11 protein-coding genes, 3 tRNA genes and 3 rRNA genes are annotated in these 16,549 nt (G+C 51.7%); 3 read left to right on the plus strand and 14 right to left on the minus strand.

Annotated elements, in window-relative coordinates; translation table 11 throughout:
- Positions 1–7: 7 nt before the first annotated feature.
- From AOA63_RS10445 to AOA63_RS10475, 8 genes are all read right to left on the minus strand, one after another.
- Complete coding sequence (locus AOA63_RS10445; protein ID WP_053959645.1) at positions 8–256, minus strand: hypothetical protein; 249 nt, start codon at positions 254–256, stop codon at positions 8–10.
- Positions 253–555: a HypC/HybG/HupF family hydrogenase formation chaperone gene (locus AOA63_RS10450; RefSeq protein WP_053959646.1), complete on the minus strand. Its 303-nt coding sequence runs from the start codon at positions 553–555 to the stop codon at positions 253–255. Before AOA63_RS10450 ends, AOA63_RS10445 begins: the two co-directional genes overlap by 4 nt.
- Complete coding sequence (hypF, locus tag AOA63_RS10455) at positions 546–2,909, minus strand: carbamoyltransferase HypF (RefSeq protein WP_053959647.1); 2,364 nt, start codon at positions 2,907–2,909, stop codon at positions 546–548. Before hypF ends, AOA63_RS10450 begins: the two co-directional genes overlap by 10 nt.
- A 363-nt stretch (positions 2,910–3,272) precedes the next feature.
- Positions 3,273–3,653 (minus strand): DsrE/DsrF/DrsH-like family protein, encoded by a 381-nt coding sequence (locus AOA63_RS10460; protein ID WP_242848315.1) that lies wholly within the window; start codon positions 3,651–3,653, stop codon positions 3,273–3,275.
- 334 nt (positions 3,654–3,987) lie between these two features.
- Positions 3,988–4,105: ribosomal RNA gene (rrf, locus tag AOA63_RS20585) — 5S ribosomal RNA — on the minus strand.
- A gap of 35 nt (positions 4,106–4,140) precedes the next feature.
- A 23S ribosomal RNA gene (locus AOA63_RS10465) occupies positions 4,141–7,044 on the minus strand.
- A gap of 26 nt (positions 7,045–7,070) precedes the next feature.
- Positions 7,071–7,146: transfer RNA gene (locus AOA63_RS10470), tRNA-Ile, on the minus strand.
- Positions 7,147–7,229: 83 nt separating this feature from the next.
- Positions 7,230–8,747 (minus strand): 16S ribosomal RNA (locus AOA63_RS10475).
- Together the 16S, 23S and 5S rRNA genes with 1 tRNA gene alongside form the textbook arrangement of a ribosomal RNA operon.
- A 235-nt stretch (positions 8,748–8,982) precedes the next feature.
- On the opposite strand from AOA63_RS10475, the gene AOA63_RS10480 reads away from it, so the two are divergent.
- A complete protein-coding gene (locus AOA63_RS10480) occupies positions 8,983–10,572 on the plus strand; it encodes an ABC-F family ATP-binding cassette domain-containing protein (protein ID WP_053959649.1) in 1,590 nt (529 codons plus the stop codon).
- Positions 10,573–10,630: 58 nt separating this feature from the next.
- Here the strand turns inward: AOA63_RS10480 and AOA63_RS10485 are convergent, their stop codons facing one another.
- The 5 genes from AOA63_RS10485 to AOA63_RS10505 form a co-directional block, all read right to left on the minus strand.
- The gene (locus AOA63_RS10485) at positions 10,631–11,488 is read right to left on the minus strand and encodes an amidohydrolase family protein (RefSeq protein ID WP_053959650.1); all 858 of its coding nucleotides are present in this window, start codon (positions 11,486–11,488) and stop codon (positions 10,631–10,633) included.
- Positions 11,489–11,664: 176 nt separating this feature from the next.
- The gene (gene pruA / locus AOA63_RS10490) at positions 11,665–13,215 is read right to left on the minus strand and encodes an L-glutamate gamma-semialdehyde dehydrogenase (RefSeq protein ID WP_053959651.1); all 1,551 of its coding nucleotides are present in this window, start codon (positions 13,213–13,215) and stop codon (positions 11,665–11,667) included.
- 13 nt (positions 13,216–13,228) lie between these two features.
- Positions 13,229–13,651 carry an acyl-CoA thioesterase gene (locus AOA63_RS10495; protein WP_053959652.1) on the minus strand — a complete coding sequence of 141 codons (423 nt, stop codon included), beginning with the start codon at positions 13,649–13,651 and terminating at the stop codon, positions 13,229–13,231.
- A gap of 93 nt (positions 13,652–13,744) precedes the next feature.
- Positions 13,745–13,820: transfer RNA gene (locus AOA63_RS10500), tRNA-Glu, on the minus strand.
- Positions 13,821–13,827: 7 nt separating this feature from the next.
- Positions 13,828–13,901 (minus strand) — tRNA-Gln (locus AOA63_RS10505).
- Between the two features lie 155 nt (positions 13,902–14,056).
- On the opposite strand from AOA63_RS10505, the gene htpX reads away from it, so the two are divergent.
- Positions 14,057–14,962, plus strand: a complete 906-nt coding sequence (gene htpX / locus AOA63_RS10510) for a zinc metalloprotease HtpX (protein ID WP_028961955.1) — start codon at positions 14,057–14,059, stop codon at positions 14,960–14,962.
- Positions 14,963–14,989: 27 nt separating this feature from the next.
- Entirely contained in the window at positions 14,990–15,550 is a 561-nt protein-coding gene (pspAB, locus tag AOA63_RS10515; protein ID WP_242848316.1) for a PspA-associated protein PspAB, read from the plus strand.
- Between the two features lie 256 nt (positions 15,551–15,806).
- Here the strand turns inward: pspAB and AOA63_RS10520 are convergent, their stop codons facing one another.
- Positions 15,807–16,523 carry a PspA/IM30 family protein gene (locus AOA63_RS10520; RefSeq protein WP_053959654.1) on the minus strand — a complete coding sequence of 239 codons (717 nt, stop codon included), beginning with the start codon at positions 16,521–16,523 and terminating at the stop codon, positions 15,807–15,809.
- Between the last annotated feature and the right edge of the window lie 26 nt (positions 16,524–16,549).

Here is a 16,549-nt window from a genome sequence, read left to right on the forward strand (position 1 = left end):
CAGTCCTTCAATCGTTTTCGGTAACAATGCCGAGGGCAACGCCGCCATGCACTAAGACTTTTTGCCCGGCGGATGGAGTCTCAATCAGGGATACATCGATCCGTACCGGCCCACGTTCACTCAATGCCACCGCTTCATATAAAGATTCCAGACGTTCAATTTCCATGGTTTCGGCAGCATCACTGCATGTCACACACACCACTTCGCTGTCATCATGGGAAGCGGCCGGAATCGTTAAGTACCACGCCGCCTTCATCGTTGGGACTCCTTAGACTCGTGTGTGTCAGACGATGCAACATCCCATAACCGCAATTCATCCTGATAGTTTTCGGGTCCCAGATTGTGAAGTTCTTGTAGCATACTCTGAGCTTCATGGTCGTTGATTTTATTCATGGCGAATCCCACGTGAATCACAACCCAATCGCCTGGGGCAATCGCAATACCTTGCTGTCTCAAAAGCGACACATCAACACGCCGTTTGACTCCAGTTACATCCAATTTGGCTTCGGTTTCATTTTCGATTTCCACGATTTTTCCAGGAATGGCTAAACACATGGTTGGTACTCCTTTCCACTATTGGGATTTTGTCTATGCCGTGCTGCCAAAATGGCCTGAGCCACCACAGCCTGGCCATAACTCAGCCCGCCATCATTAGGGGGAACTTTTTCGTTCACCTTGAGCTCATAACCCCGTGCAGCTAGCCGGTTTCTCAGGGCCCTGACGAAAACACGATTTTGCATAACGCCTCCTGCGCCTACAACGTGCGCAATGCCTTGCTTTCCTGCAATATCAGCTGCCGCATCGGCAAACATCCATGCTAAGGTTTTGTGAAATCTCCCAGCGATTATCCCTTTATCTTCATGGTGTAATAAATCAGTGATGACAGCCCGGATCAGTGGGAAGGGATCAATTATTCCCGTTTGAAGAGGGCTCGCCATGACAGGCAATCCATACGGTTCAACATCTTCGCGCGCAATTTGTTCGAGTTCCATGGCCGCTTGGGCTTCATAATCTACTGCTATTCGTCCAGTGATTAAAGCTGCCGCTGCATCAAAAAGCCTTCCTGTGCTCGATGTTAGATGGTTATGCACGTTACGCGCCAGGAGTTGTTTCACAATGCGCCAGGACTGTAACGGCACGGTGCGAACAAACTCCAAGGGAAATTGCAGCCATGCATCACCAAAAATCAATTGAAGATACGTTGCCGCGATACGCCAGGGTTCACGGATAGCCCTATCACCGCCCACCAACGGCACATAACGCAAGTGGCACGACCGCTCAAAATCGGTGAGACGAGCCACAAAAATTTCTCCACCCCAAATCGCTCCATCATCGCCGAGCCCCGTGCCATCTAAGGCTAATCCAACTGCCCGTTCCGTAATGAAATGCTCGCCCATCACAGAAGCAATGTGCGCGTGGTGATGCTGCACTCCGATGATTTCGGCCTCAGGCCAAGCGCTGGCCACATTGCTTGAGGCATATTGTGGATGTAAATCGAGAGCGATAGTGGCAGGCTCAATATCGCCGAGAGCGAGCATGTGAGCTAGAACATAGCGGTAGCGGTCTTGCACAAGGGCGGTATCTAAATCGCCGATGTGCGGGCTCAAAATCGCTTCACCGCACTGCGTAAGACAAAAGGTGCTTTTCATATGGCTGCCAAGAGCTAAAGTCGATAGGGATATCGAGATGGGCAATTTGATCGGTGCCGGCACAAATCCGCGAGCCCGCCGCAAGATAATAGGCGTACCATTATCAGTAACATGTACTACAGAATCATCAGCAGGGACCTGAATCCGGCGGTTATGACGTAATATAGCATCAACTTGGTCAGAAAAAGATTCCATAATATAATCGTCGAATATCACCGGTTCTCCGTGATGATTGGCACTTGTCATGACAACAATGGGGGGATATCCCTCTTCTTTGAGGCGTTCAAGGATCAGGGCATGCAGTGGGGCATAGGGCAGCATCACTCCCACTTTCATCAATCCAGGAGCAATACGACTTGATAAGAGGGAATCGTCTGGACGGTGGGCCAGTAGCACAATGGGACCCACAGATGACACTAGTAATGTTTCTTCTTTAGGCGTCACCACGCAAAAATTGCGGATAGTATCCAAATCACGGGCCATCAGAGCAAAAGGTTTGCTAGGACGGGCTTTAATTTGCCGAAGGCGTTCGATGCTATCATCATTCCATGCTGCACAGGCTAAGTGATATCCTCCAATGCCCTTAATGCCGACAATGCCTCCTTGGGCCAAAAGACGCGTCGCTTGAGCAATCACTGCGGTCGTTAACCTCTCACGTTTTGTAAGCAGTTCAAGCGTTGGACCGCATGATGAGCAGCCGGTGGCTTCCGCATGAAACCGACGATTTGCGGGATCATGATATTCTTTATCGCAATTTTCACACAGCGGAAAATCGACCATCGTTGTCGCCGTGCGGTCATAGGGAAGGGTTTGGGTGACGGTAAAACGCGGACCACATTGCGTACATGCAATAAATGGATAGGCAACCCGCCGGTTAAAAGTATCAAAAAGTTCATTCCGACATTCCGGACACAAGGCCACATCGGGAGGAATAGTGAGCGTACGCCGAATTCCGTACGTGCTATCCTGAATGTCAAACCCTGTCGCATGGCGAACTTCACAATGCTCTTCACGGAGGCATGTAATGGTTGCAAGCTCTGGAAGATCGTTCACGAGTTTTGAGCGAAATGTTTGGATAATGTGATAAGGGCCTTCCACTTCGATAATGACGCCTTGCCCGTCATTGCGGACAAACCCGTTTAATTCATATAATTGCGCAAGGAGATAGACAAAGGGACGAAATCCCACACCTTGTACTGTTCCTTCCACAATGAAGCGCACTCGTCGAATATCACTGGTTACCATCAATTTTTCCGCCATTGCTCGTCGACACTTTCTTAGTTAAAAAATTTTATAAGCTCTTTTAGAAAAATTAACCACCACTATAAATATTTCTATAGCGAGTATAAAGGGAAACTGAACTTCGCCCATAGGACCATTCGACCATTCCTTTTCTAGTCGTTTTCGCTAACTTTATTGTTCATAAATTCGATTTCGATTATCGAAATAACTATGTTTTCTCCCTAAGAGATCTTATGACCAAGATACTTGTGGGATAGATTTACGGCCTTATCACAAAATTCACGAGGTTGACGAAAACTTTTTTCTATCAATAGTGGCGCCAATAAAGAAACGCTCTCATACATTGAGAGCGTTTTTGCAATACCTCTAAATCACACTACCCTAAAAGGTAATCGTGGAATCAGCGTCGAGAGCTTCTTCCATAAACGCAGTGGCGCCCGCTGTCGTAATGCCATCAACTAAATCAGCCGCAGTAATCCCCATGAGGTCCATCGTCATTTGGCAGGCAATAAATGTCACGCCCATTTCCATGGCCGATTCTCGTAACTCTTTGACTGTCGGAATATCTTTAAGGCGATCTTGAAAAGGTTCGAGAAGCGGAATCATTGGATATTGTGGATCCTTAAAAAGCATTTGAAGACCGCCAAAAGTACAAAAGACAATGACTTTGACGTCCATGGTGGCCGCCGCGTTAGCTATATTTAAGACTTTATAGGCCGAATCGATATTTTCGCCACTGGCAATAATTGCAACCTTTTGCAATGAGTGTTCCCCCTTTGCTGTTCCCATTCTTAGCATCAATTATCTCGCTCTTTGGCCATAGAAATTAGGCCTTATGGGGGAAGAATCGAAGGGCTTAATGGACCCAATTTATTGAATTGTGAAGAATTTCACCGGAAGAAATTTTCCTGCAGTGGCGTATTTACTATACAGGGTCAAATATCATGTCCATATGTTCTAATAGAGGATTGTCTCAATAGCACAAACGCCATAGCCTTAAGTTCGTCATGTTACCTGCTGATTTTTTGATCTAGTACATGCTTGATCAATAAAAAAACCCCTCTCATCCTATGTGAGAGGGGTTCAAAATAAAAATCTGTCGGCACGACTGGGCCTCCCAGATCCCGACGGATCCAGTACCACCAGCGGCGGCGTGGGGGACGACCGTGTGCGAGATGGGAACGGGTCAACACACGCCACCTGAGGCACCGACAAGCGTAGAGAGTCTTCCGGACCCTCACAACTTCACAGGAGAAAGATCTCGACCGATTAGTATGGTCTCGCTCCGCCCGTTACCGGGTGTCCACGGACCACCTATCCACCCACTGGTCGTGTGGGGGTCTCGTGGCGGACCCAGAGGTCCGCCTCGGATACCTCATCTTGGGGTCGGTTTCGCGCTTAGATGCGGTCAGCGCTTCTCCGCTCCGAACCTAGCTTCCCAGCGCTGCATTGGGCAACACAACTGGGCACACCAGCGGTTCGTCCACTCCGGTCCTCTCGTACTAGGAGTCGCGCCCCTCAAGTATCCTGCGCTTACGACGGAGAGGGACCGAACTGTCTCACGACGTTCTGAACCCAGCTCACGTACCGCTTTAATTGGCGAACAGCCAAACCCTTGGGACCGACTTCAGCCCCAGGATGCGATGAGCCGACATCGAGGTGCCAAACCTTCCCGTCGATATGGACTCTTGGGGAAGATCAGCCTGTTATCCCCGGGGTAGCTTTTATCCGTTGCGCGATGGCCCTGCCACGCGGTGCCACCGGATCACTAAGCCCGCCTTTCGGCTCTGCTCGCGTTGTCACGCTCGCAGTCAAGCTCCCTTGTGCCTTTGCACGCCCTGCACGCTGTCCAACCGTGCTGAGGGAACCATGGGGCGCCTCCGTTACGCTTTAGGAGGCGACCGCCCCAGTCAAACTGCCCCCCTGCCACTGTCCCGCGCCGGGTGACGGCGGCGGTTAGATCGTGCACGCCGTGAGGGTGGTATCCCAAGGATGGCTCCCCCGCCGCTGACGCGGCGGCTTCTCCGCCTCCCACCTATCCTGTACACACGTCGCGCGCGTTCCATGGCAGGCTACAGTAAAGCTCCACGGGGTCTTTCTGTCCAGTCGTAAGGATCCTGCATCTTCACAGGACTTGCAATTTCACCGAGTCTCTCGTTGAGACAGTGCCCAAGTCGTTACGCCTTTCGTGCGGGTCGGAACTTACCCGACAAGGAATTTCGCTACCTTAGGACCGTTATAGTTACGGCCGCCGTTGACTGGGGCTTCGGGTCGGAGCTTGCACCCCTCACCTTAACCTTCCAGCACCGGGCAGGCGTCAGCCCCTATACGGCGTCTTACGACTTCGCAGGGACCTGTGTTTTTGGTAAACAGTCGCTTGGGCCGCTGTAGTGCCCCCGGCCGCGGGCGCGGCCGGGCCCCCTTCTCCCGAAGTTACGGGGGGAATTTGCCGAGTTCCTTAACGAGAGGTCACTCGCGCGCCTGAGGCTCCTCGCCTCGCCTACCTGTGTCGGTTTCGGGTACGGACACCCGATCACTCCAGTCGCACTTTTCTCGGTGGTCCGCCGAGCTCTCTTCCGTACTGTCTGTTCCGTCCCCCTTGCGGGACGCCCACCACCAACGGGGCGCAGACCCCCGCGGGCCACGTCCTGCTTCCTTCGCCGTGATCGGCTGGTCACGGAATCTCCACCGTGTCTCCATCGACTACGCCTGAACGGCCTCGCCTTAGGCCCGACTAACCCGGAGCGGACGATCCTGCCTCCGGAACCCTGCGGCTTTCGGCGGGCCCGATTCTCACGGGCCTTTTCGCTACTCATACCGGCATTCGCACTCCGCCGCGGTCCACGCACGGTTCCCCGCACGCTTCGCCCCCCGGCGGACGCTCCCCTACCACCGGCCTCCCGTAGGAGGCCGATTCGCCGCTTCGGTAGACCACTTAGCCCCGCACATTCTCGGCGCCGCGCGACTGCGACCAGTGAGCTATTACGCACTCTTTCAAGGATGGCTGCTTCTAAGCCAACCTCCTGGCTGTCTCGATCACGCGACGACCTTTGCCACTCAGTGGTCATTTGGGGACCTTAGCGGACGATCTGGGCTCTTACCCTTTTGACCTTGGAGCTTATCCCCCAACGTCTGACTCTCTCCCGCCTACCGACGACTTTGTCGTTTGCGAACAGGCAGTAATCCTTCACGGACCCCTTCCATTCACAGAGCGCTACCCCGTCGGTATTGGTCGGGGAGGCTCGCCCTCAAGCGATTTCGGGGAGAACCAGCTATCTCCGTGTTCGATTGGCATTTCACCCCTAGCCGCCGCTCCTCCCAGCCCTTTTCAACGGACACGGGTGCGGCCCTTCATCCCGGCTTAAGGGGATTGCAGCCTGGCGCCGGCTAGATCACACGGTTTCGGGTCGACCGGCGGCCACTGGCCGCCCTCTTCAGACTCGCTTGCGCTCCGGCTCCCGACCTCCCGGTCGTTAACCTCGCGGCCTGCCGGTCACTCGCCGGTTCATTCTTCAATAGGCACGCCATCATGAGGCGAACCCCACTCTGACGGCTTGACAGCACACGGTTTCAGGATCTCTTTCACTCCCCTCCCGGGGGGCTTTTCACCGTTCCCTCACGGTACTTTCCACTATCGGTGACGGATGGTCGGGAGTCTTGGGCGGTGGGCCGCCCGGCTTCCCACGGTCTTCCACGAGGACCGTGGTACTCTGGAACCTGTCCCGGCCTCCGGACCTCTGCTCCGACGGGGCTCTCACCCGCTCGGGCGCTGCATTCCAACAGCTTCGGATCAAGGCCGGAGGGCCGGTGTCGGTCGACATACGCCGACAAGACAGGCCCGCAACCCGTGCGCCGCGCCGGTATGTCCGGTCACGCGGCGCACGTTTGGACTCGTCCCGGTTCGCTCGCCGCTACTACGGGATTCGCTGACGCTTTCTCGACGCAGGTACTGAGATGTTTCAGTTCCCCGCTTTGGACTCGGTTTCGCCCTGTGGCGAACCGTCCAGACCTGCCGGTCTGGGGGTTTCCCCATTCGGTGACCCTCGGATCGTTGCGTGCGACGCCGCTCCCCGAGGCCTTTCGTGGCGTGCCACGACCTTCTTCGCCCCATCCGCACCCGAGGCATCCCCCGTGTGCTGGTTGTCTCTTTCTCCTGTAAAGTTGTCAAGGTCCGTCAAATGGTGGGCCGAGGTGGACTTGAACCACCGACCTCCCGCTTATCAGGCGGGTGCGCTAACCACTGCGCCATCGGCCCTCCTTGTCCGTTGACAGGGCCCGCACGTTAACGCGTGCGGACGCCGGTCCTCGGAAACCATATCGTCATGGGAAGCTCCCTAGAAAGGAGGTGATCCAGCCGCACCTTCCGATACGGCTACCTTGTTACGACTTCACCCCAATCACCGACCCCACCGTCGACGGGACCCTCCGCGGTGGCGGTTGGATCGCCCGGCTTCGGGTGTGGCCGACTCTCGTGGTGTGACGGGCGGTGTGTACAAGGCCCGGGAACGAATTCACCGCCCCATGCTGATGGGCGATTACTAGCAATTCCGGCTTCATGCAGGCGAGTTGCAGCCTGCAATCCGAACTGAGATCCCGTTTGAAGGATTGGCTTCGGCTCGCGCCGTCGCATCCCGTTGTCGGGACCATTGTAGCACGTGTGTAGCCCAGAACATCAAGGCCATGCGGATTTGACGTCATCCCCACCTTCCTCCGGTTTGTCACCGGCAGTCTCGTGTGAGTGCCCGGCCGCACCGCTGGCAACACACGACAAGGGTTGCGCTCGTTGCGGGACTTAACCCAACATCTCACGACACGAGCTGACGACAACCATGCAGCACCTGCGCGCGCTCCCCGAAGGGCCCGCCGCTTTCGCGGCGCTCACGCGCGTGTCCAGTCCTGGTAAGGTTCTGCGCGTTGCGTCGAATTAAACCACATGCTCCACTGCTTGTGCGGGCCCCCGTCAATTCCTTTGAGTTTCAACCTTGCGGCCGTACTCCCCAGGCGGGGTACTTAGTGCGTTAGCTCCGGCACCGCCCGGTGGACCCGGGCGACACCTAGTACCCATCGTTTACGGCGTGGACTACCGGGGTATCTAATCCCGTTCGCTCCCCACGCTGTCGCGCCTCAGCGTCAGGGCCAGGCCAGTGCGCCGCCTTCGCCACGGGTGTTCTTCCTGATCTCTACGCATTTCACCGCTCCACCAGGAATTCCACGCACCTCTCCTGCCCTCCAGCGCGACCGTTTAGCCGCCCTCCTCCGGGTGAGCCGGAGGCTTAAAACCGCTACGTATCGCACCGCCTACACGCCCTTTACGCCCAGTAATTCCGGACAACGCTTGCCCCCTACGTCTTACCGCGGCTGCTGGCACGTAGTTTGCAGGGGCTTCCTCCGTCGGTACCGGCTCCCCGGCCCTCGCGGGCCGGTCTTCGTCCCGACAGACAGAGCTTTACAACCCGAAGGCCGTCTTCACTCACGCGGCGTTGCTCCATCAGGCTTGCGCCCATTGTGGAAGATTCCCTACTGCTGCCTCCCGTAGGAGTCTGGGCCGTGTCTCAGTCCCAGTGTGGCCGTTCACCCTCTCAGGCCGGCTACCCATCGTCGCCTTGGGAGGCCGTTACCCCCCCAACTAGCTAATGGGCCGCGAGCTCCCCTGTGAGCGCCTGTTGCCAAGCTTTCTTCCGGTTCCCCGGAACGTATGCGGGATTGCCGCGCCTTTCGGCCCGATATCCCCCACTCACAGCCCGATGACTCACGTGTTCCTCACCCGTCCGCCGCTGACCCGAAGGTCCGCTCGACTTGCATGTATTACGCACGCCGCCAGCGTTCGTCCTGAGCCAGGATCAAACTCTCCATGACTCGTTTATCTGCTGACATCATTAATACCGTCTAATCTCATCTTCACCATGACGATATAGTTTTCAAGGACCGACTACCCGAGGTCTTCACCTCGTGGCCGTGCTGCCCTGTCGGACAGCTTTGATATAATAACACCTTTTAGGACTTGATGCAACACTATCTTTTCCCTTTTAGCACCGCGTTATGATACCATCAAAAAGTAATGGGCAAAATTTTTTGGAGGTCACAAACGATTATGGCATGGATGTCTTTACAGTCATTACGCATTACCGTAGGCGGCAAGACGCTTGTGACCGATATAACCTTGAATATCAGTGCCGGCGATCGCATCGGTATTGTCGGACCTAATGGTATGGGTAAAACAACATTCTTATCGATAGTAGGCGGGACACTGGAACCCGATGCCGGGACTAGAAAGCTCTTCGGAGAACCCAAAATAGCTCAGCTGAGCCAATGGCAACCCTTGTCATGCCCCACGATTTGGGATTGTGCTTATTTCGCCAATCAGGAAATCCATCATCTGGCCGACCAATTGCAACAAATCGAAACAGCGATGAGCCGAACCGACCTTGCTGTTGACCAACTTAATGATTTGATGGAACGCTGGGGCACGTTATCCGAACGATTTGCCGATTTAGGAGGGTACGAATGGGAAACCCGCGTCAAATCACACCTCTTAGCGATGGGTTTTTTTGAAGCCCGCTGGAGTGATTCGCCTCACCACTTATCCGGCGGGGAAAAACATCGGCTAGCTCTCTTGCAGGTGTTATTGTCTGGTGCCGATATTTGGCTCTTAGATGAACCCAATAACCATCTGGATATCAACACGATAGAATGGTTAGAACAGCAAATCCGCACCTTTCAAGGAGCTGTTATCCTCGTATCCCATGACCGAGCCTTTCTCGATCGCACGACCACCCGGATTATTTCATGGGAAGATGGTTTCTTTTGGTCGGTATCTGGGGGTTGGAGTAAATATCATCATCTGCGGGAAGAACGCCTACGTAATGAAATCAATCGGTATCAACGGTTATTAGAAGAACAAAAACGGCTGGAAGACTATATTACCCGCTACCGTAGTGGCAGTCGTGCCAAACTTGCCCAAAGCCGGATGAAGCGTTTAGATAAGATGGAAGTCAACAAACCGACTCCTACTGAAAATCGGAGTCCCCAGTTATTACACAACAGTCTCGCCAAAAATAGCCGGGAACCTTTGGCCACCATACAAAACCTCATCATCAGACGGCCTCATCGTACGTGGCAGCCATTAACCTTTAAAATTCCACACGGCGCCAAAATTGCCTTAGTGGGAGCCAATGGCACCGGAAAATCCTCATTAATGGACACCATTTATCAGTCGCCCCCCGAAGTCCATTGGCACCAAGACGTTCAGATCGCCTATCTGAAGCAAGAAGCCGTATTGCAATTGCCCGAAGGAATTACGGCGATGGACTATTTGTACCAGCAAGGGTTCGAACGCGAAGAAATCTATTTTGTCGGTCATCATTTTGGTTTGTCCCGGGAATTGCTAGAAACTTCTCTGGATAATTGGTCAGGCGGTGAACGAATCCGCTTGAAGCTCCTCGAAACCTTAATGGCGCCAAGTCACTTACTCCTGTTAGACGAACCCACCAACCATCTGGATATTACCATGCGTTTAGCTTTAGAATCCCTGATTCAAGATTATCCCGGCTCCGTGATTATCGCGAGTCATGACAGGGCGTTTTTGCAGGCTACCAGCACACACACATTATGGTCGACAGGGCAGGAATTTGTCTGGGATAAAGAATCGTATCAAGTTGGGCGGAGTATGCCTCAATCCTAATAACTATGGCTCCCCTTTCTGGGGAGCCATAGTTATCTTGAGATATCAGACATCTTCTTTAATTCGCCAATCCCAAAAGGCGTGCCGCATTGTTATAGAGTACATCCGGCAAAATTTCGTCCTGAAATCCTAAACGCAAAAAGTCATCTACGGTTTGCTTCATCGGCCGAAACGGATAGCCTGTGCCAAATAATAGCTGATAACGCATAAAACCATTTGCGGCCTCAACAAACGTATGTGATCCAGCCACGAAAATGTAGAAGTCTGGTGACACCAAAACATTTTCATGTTTAAAGGCGACACCAATCATTTCATCAACAAATGGATAACCGCCATGAGAGACCACAAGTTTCAAACGAGGAAAAGCCTTTGCCACTGCTCCAATATTGGCGGGATGAGCATATCGCAAGTCCGGAGAAGTTGGCCCTGTCATCAAAAAGACTGGTAGGGATAAGCGCTGGCATTCTTCGTAGACCGGAAATAACCGAGCATCATCCGCTTGAAGCGGCTCTGTTAAAAATGCCGGATCCATATTAACTCCCTGTAACCCCATGTCTTTGATGCGCCGCACCTCATCCACTGATCCCGAAACACCAAGGGCTAATGGATCTATGGCTCCAATCCCGATGAAACGGGTCGGAACCTTTTGCACTACAGCACGCACGTCGTCATTTGGAATACGCACAGCTGGTGTACTTCGTCCCGTAATCACTGCGTGCGTAATTCCGGCGGCATCCAAGGCAGAGAGGTAGGCATTGACATCCGAGTGGGCGAGAAAATGATCGATGTCACGGGCACCGACTCGTTTCCCAAGCCAGCGAACAACTTCTACCTCTGGCCCTTGGCCATTTTTCCCATAAAATGGGTGTAAAAAAGTAGGACGATTTCGCATGTCAATAATCTGCTGTGTGGCCATTGAATCATCCCTTTATGATATTTTTTCAGTATCCAGGATTTATTATCCTGAGCAGAAAGTCATTATACTATGTTTATCTCTATTGTCAAATTTTCTTTCCTAGTACTCCTTACGCATGCCACTAAAAAAGCGCCGCCTCACGGCAGCGCCTTTCTCATGAGCTCATGGGATCTTTATTAAAATCGTTCCGCAACCACCTTCATTTGCATAAAGAGCAGCAAGTAGTCGGGACTTCCCGTTTTCGAATCGGTTCCTGACATATTGAATCCACCAAAGGGATGGGCACCTACGATGGCTCCGGTACATTTGCGGTTAATATATAAGTTACCAACTTCAAATTCGTCAGCCGCTTGTTCAATCCGCTCTCTGCGAGCCGTATACACCGAACCCGTTAAACCATATTCTGTATCATTCGCGATCTTCAGGGCATCGGACCAGTCCTTAGCCCGAATGACAGCAAGAACAGGTCCAAACACTTCTTCTTGTTCGAGCTTGCTGCCGGGGGCGACATCAGAGAAAATCGTCGGCGGGATAAAATATCCATCACCATCTAATGTCGTTCCACCTGTTTGTAATTTGGCGTTTTCTTTGCCCCACTGGATATAGCCAAAGATTTTTTCGTACGCTTTTTCATCGATGACTGGACCCATGTTATTATTCAAGTTCTCTGCAGGTCCCACACGCAATTTTTTCGTGCGCTCAACAATCTTGGACAAGAGCAAATCATAAACATCATCGACAATAATAGCACGAGAACACGCCGAGCATTTTTGTCCTTGAAATCCAAATGCTGACGTGACAATGCCTTCTGCGGCGGCATCCAAGTCAGCCGTTTCATCAACCAAAATGGCATCTTTGCCGCCCATTTCGGCGATCACCCGCTTTATCCATTTTTGACCAGGGGATACCTGGGCCGCTAGGTGATTAATGCGTAATCCCACTTCACGAGAACCCGTAAAGCTAATAAACCGGGTTAAGGGATGCGTCACAATATAATCACCAATCGTGCCCCCATCACCGGGAACAAAGTTCAAAACCCCTGATGGTAAGCCTGCTTCCCGCATAATCTCTGCAAAATGGGCCCCGATAATGGGCGTCGCGCTTGCCGGTTTTAAAATGACACAGTTCCCCGTGACAATAGCCGCGGAGGTCATACCGGTCAAAATAGCAAGCGGAAAGTTCCATGGTGGAATAATCGCGCCCACACCCAAAGGCACATAAAACGCGCGGTCCTCTTCATCTTCTAAGGGAATTAGCGGTACGGGCTCAGACAGTCTTTCCATTTGTCGTCCATAATATTCCAAGAAATCGATGGCCTCGGCCACATCAGCTTCCGCTTCTGTCCATGTTTTCCCTGCTTCATACACTTCTAATGCAGATAAAAACAATTTACGACGCCGCATAATCGCTGCCGCTTTATAAAGATAGCGGGCACGCATCGGCCCTGGAACTTTTTTCCACTCGGCAAAGGCTTTCCATCCGGTTTCAAGAGCCATATCGATATGGCTCGTATCGGCTTTAGAGACCGATCCGATGACTTGCTGGGGATTTGATGGATTCACTGATACAATTTTCTTTTCGGTATCTATTCGATCCGCGCCAATGACTAGCGGATAGGATAATCCAAATTGCGACCGTACCTCACGTAATGCCTCTTCCATGGCCTTGCGATTTTCTGGGACAGAAAAGTCCGTCAATGGCTCATAATGATAAGGTTTAATCGCCATAATTAGGTTCCTCCTAATGTGATTGACTATATGCTGCTTGAAACCGGGCAAAGAGGTCCGGGTTGCGACGATCAATGCGAGACGCATGGCCTTGTTGGACAAAAATATGTTCCGTCATGCCTCGGCTTGTTTCTTGTTGCGTTATGTCATCCCTTAGGACGCGATAAGTAAATTGAGCTCTCGTGGAACTTAATCCCGTCAATTCTACGTCCACTGCCACCAAATCCCCAGGATGCATCGCATGAAAAAACTGTGCTTCAGCATGTCTGACTAACAACTCAATACCACGCGATCTCAAGATCTTATAATAGTCCAAATCATGAGCCATAAGCCATTGAATTCGACTTTCAGAAAACCAATCAAAAACATGAGCATGATAGATGATAGCAGCCACATCGCACTCGGCCCAGCGTACCTGGGTTCTCCATATGAGCATACAAAGCCCCCGTTTAAATGGGAATAGGTCAAAATCATAATAAAAAAACCGCGACTCTCGCGGTATAATATTTGTCCTTTATTCGTAAAAACATGGTAGCCCCAAGCGGATTCGAACCGCTGTTTCCGGAATGAGGGTCCGGCGTCCTAGGCCTCTAGACTATGGGGCCACAAATTTGGCTGGGGGACCAGGATTCGAACCTAGGCGAGGTGATCCAGAGTCACCTATGCTACCGCTACATCATCCCCCAGCAGCAGCACTTATTATACTCGCCTGATAATATCATTGCAAGAGATACCGATGTGTGGATATTTCCAGTACCATACACAGACACTAGACCAAAAAGGCTTGTGACACGAATCATATCGACGTAGACTATGATAATAGGAAAGGAGTGCATTGTCCATGGCAAAAAAAAATGCGGCCTGGTACGGTCATGATTTTGGTCTATCGTTTAGGATGTTTATCACCATGTTCCTATTGGCCGCCTTATATCTCGCGTTCATCGTAGTTCTATGGCAATTGCATGTGAGTCTCTTTTTATTGATCCTAATCATTGGTGGATTGGCTCTGAGCCAATACTATTTTTCAGATGACTTAGTTCTCCTCTCCACAGGTTCTCAAATTTTAACACCGCAGCAAGCGCCCCGATTAACCAGCATGGTTGAGCGTCTGGCACAGCTGGCCGATGTGCCTGTTCCGCGTTTGGCCGTCATGCCAACACGGATGCCTAATGCATTCGCAACAGGGCGCAATCCTAAACACGCTGTCATTACGGTAACTCAAGGATTAGTGGACCAATTATCAGACCAGGAACTGGAAGCCGTGTTAGCGCACGAACTAACCCATATTAAGAACCGTGACGTGGCCGTCATCACAATTGCCAGCTTTTTTGCGATGATTGCTTCATTCATCGTGCAACAATTTTTCTTCTTTGGCTTAATGGCCGAAGATGACCGCGACCGGCGTGGCGGTCAGGCCATTATATTCGTGTGGTTTGCCTCGTTAGTGGTATGGGCTTTGAGTTATGTGTTAATTCGGACCCTATCCCGGTACCGCGAATATGCAGCAGACCGCGGTTCAGCCATTTTGACGGGACATCCGGGATATTTAGCGAGCGCGTTACGGCGTATCAGCGCCAACATCAACCGAACTCCGCAAAGAGATTTGCGCCAGGCGGAGAATTTCAACGCATTCTTTATTATGCCAGCTATCCGCAAGGACAGCATAATGGAACTCTTTGCAACCCATCCATCGTTGGAGCACCGGATCGATCGCCTCGAAAAATTGCAGGAAGAGATGGAAAAATAGGCAGGTTCTGCAGGCTATAAGGAGGTCATGATGGGATTTTTCGATGCGTTGTTTGGGCGAACGAAAATACCGGAAGGCAAAACCGATCAACTTTTTGCCCTATCCACGGCGTTGCTCGACATTCAAACCCGATTGTCTAGCACGTTCGCGGGCAAGGCAGCCATTATTCTTCGGACGGTTGATAACTCATCTTATGATGCATTAGAACGCGATGTGCAGCAAATCTTGACCTTAGGGGGCAAGGATATGCCGGTCACCGCCGAGCACATTGATGATAACCAAGGATACCGCTGGATCGTTTTTACTGGCAAAGACCCCGAAGATGTCATCAATGCGCTACACCTTACAGCGGATATGCTAAAAGAGGCCGGCTATGGTGACAGCCTTCTTGCTGCGATGTTTGCCTTTGATCCTCCTTGGTATTTGATTTATACGTATCGGCGCGCGGCTTTTTATCCGTTTGTTCCCAAATTATCGCATACCAGGGATTCTGCCCGGGAATTTCGTATTGCTCAAACCCTCAAACCTTATATGCCCATAGAAAAAGACCCGGAGCGTTGGTACGCGCTCTGGGACCCTCCGTTTTAATTTCGTTTGGGCAATTAATTTGATCTTTTGTCCGCGGTAAACGTCTTGAAAGCGTTTGAGTTGCCACTAGAATTTTCCCGCCGCGTTACCGCGGTGGGATTTTTGCCCTCTTACCCACATAATGGAGTTAGAAGACACGGAAAATGGAGAAATTCCGAAGACACAAGACATCACGTTTCGTAAAAATTTTGTACACAATAATAGAGCTGAAGACAGTACAAAATCAATATCAAACCATTCTAGGCAGAAATCTGCTTTAAGACGGGTCAGTTTTCCCCATTTCTGCCTTGAGCCGGGCCAATTCATCCGTTACTGATGTACTTCCTTTGAGCCGATTGAGTTCATCACGTATTGCATCGCCAGTCGACGGTTCATTTAATTGCAAAAGAGGGGAACCTTCTGTGAGAGAATCGATGGCCTGAGCCCGGGCTTGAAGGGCTGCCGTTTTGTCTTGAGCCCGTTGCAATGCCATATTCACATCAGCCATGTCTTCCCCAAGGCCAGAGAAAGCCTCCCCAATTTTCACTTGAGCTTGCGCTGCGGAGTATTGCGCCTTAATTACTTCTTTTTGGGTCCGGAACGTTTCCACTTTCAGTGAGAGTTTTTGTTGGGCATCTTGCAGCCGGTGCTCCTCTTTTTCCAGATCCGCGATCTGCGTCTGTAAACTCTGCATTTGACTCAGAACACTTTGCTTACGTGTCAATGCTTCTTGCGCCAGATCGTCACGACCTGCTGCGACGGCATCACGGGCATCCTGATCCCACTGGTTGGCCATTTGCTGCAGCTTATTTAATTGCAGTTCAATCCGTTTTTTCGCCGTGACAACTTCGGCCACACCACGCCGTACCTGCTGCAATTGCTCTACCTGTTTTTGATAAGAATATTCCAAGGTTTCGCGGGGGTCTTCAGCTTTATCCAGCAAATTATTGACTTTTGATTTAAATATGGTAGACACCCGTGCAATCAGACCCATGTGTCGAGCCTCCTCTCCTGTTTACT

The sequence above is a fragment of the Sulfobacillus thermosulfidooxidans genome (assembly GCF_001280565.1).
GTDB lineage: Bacteria > Bacillota > Sulfobacillia > Sulfobacillales > Sulfobacillaceae > Sulfobacillus > Sulfobacillus thermosulfidooxidans_A.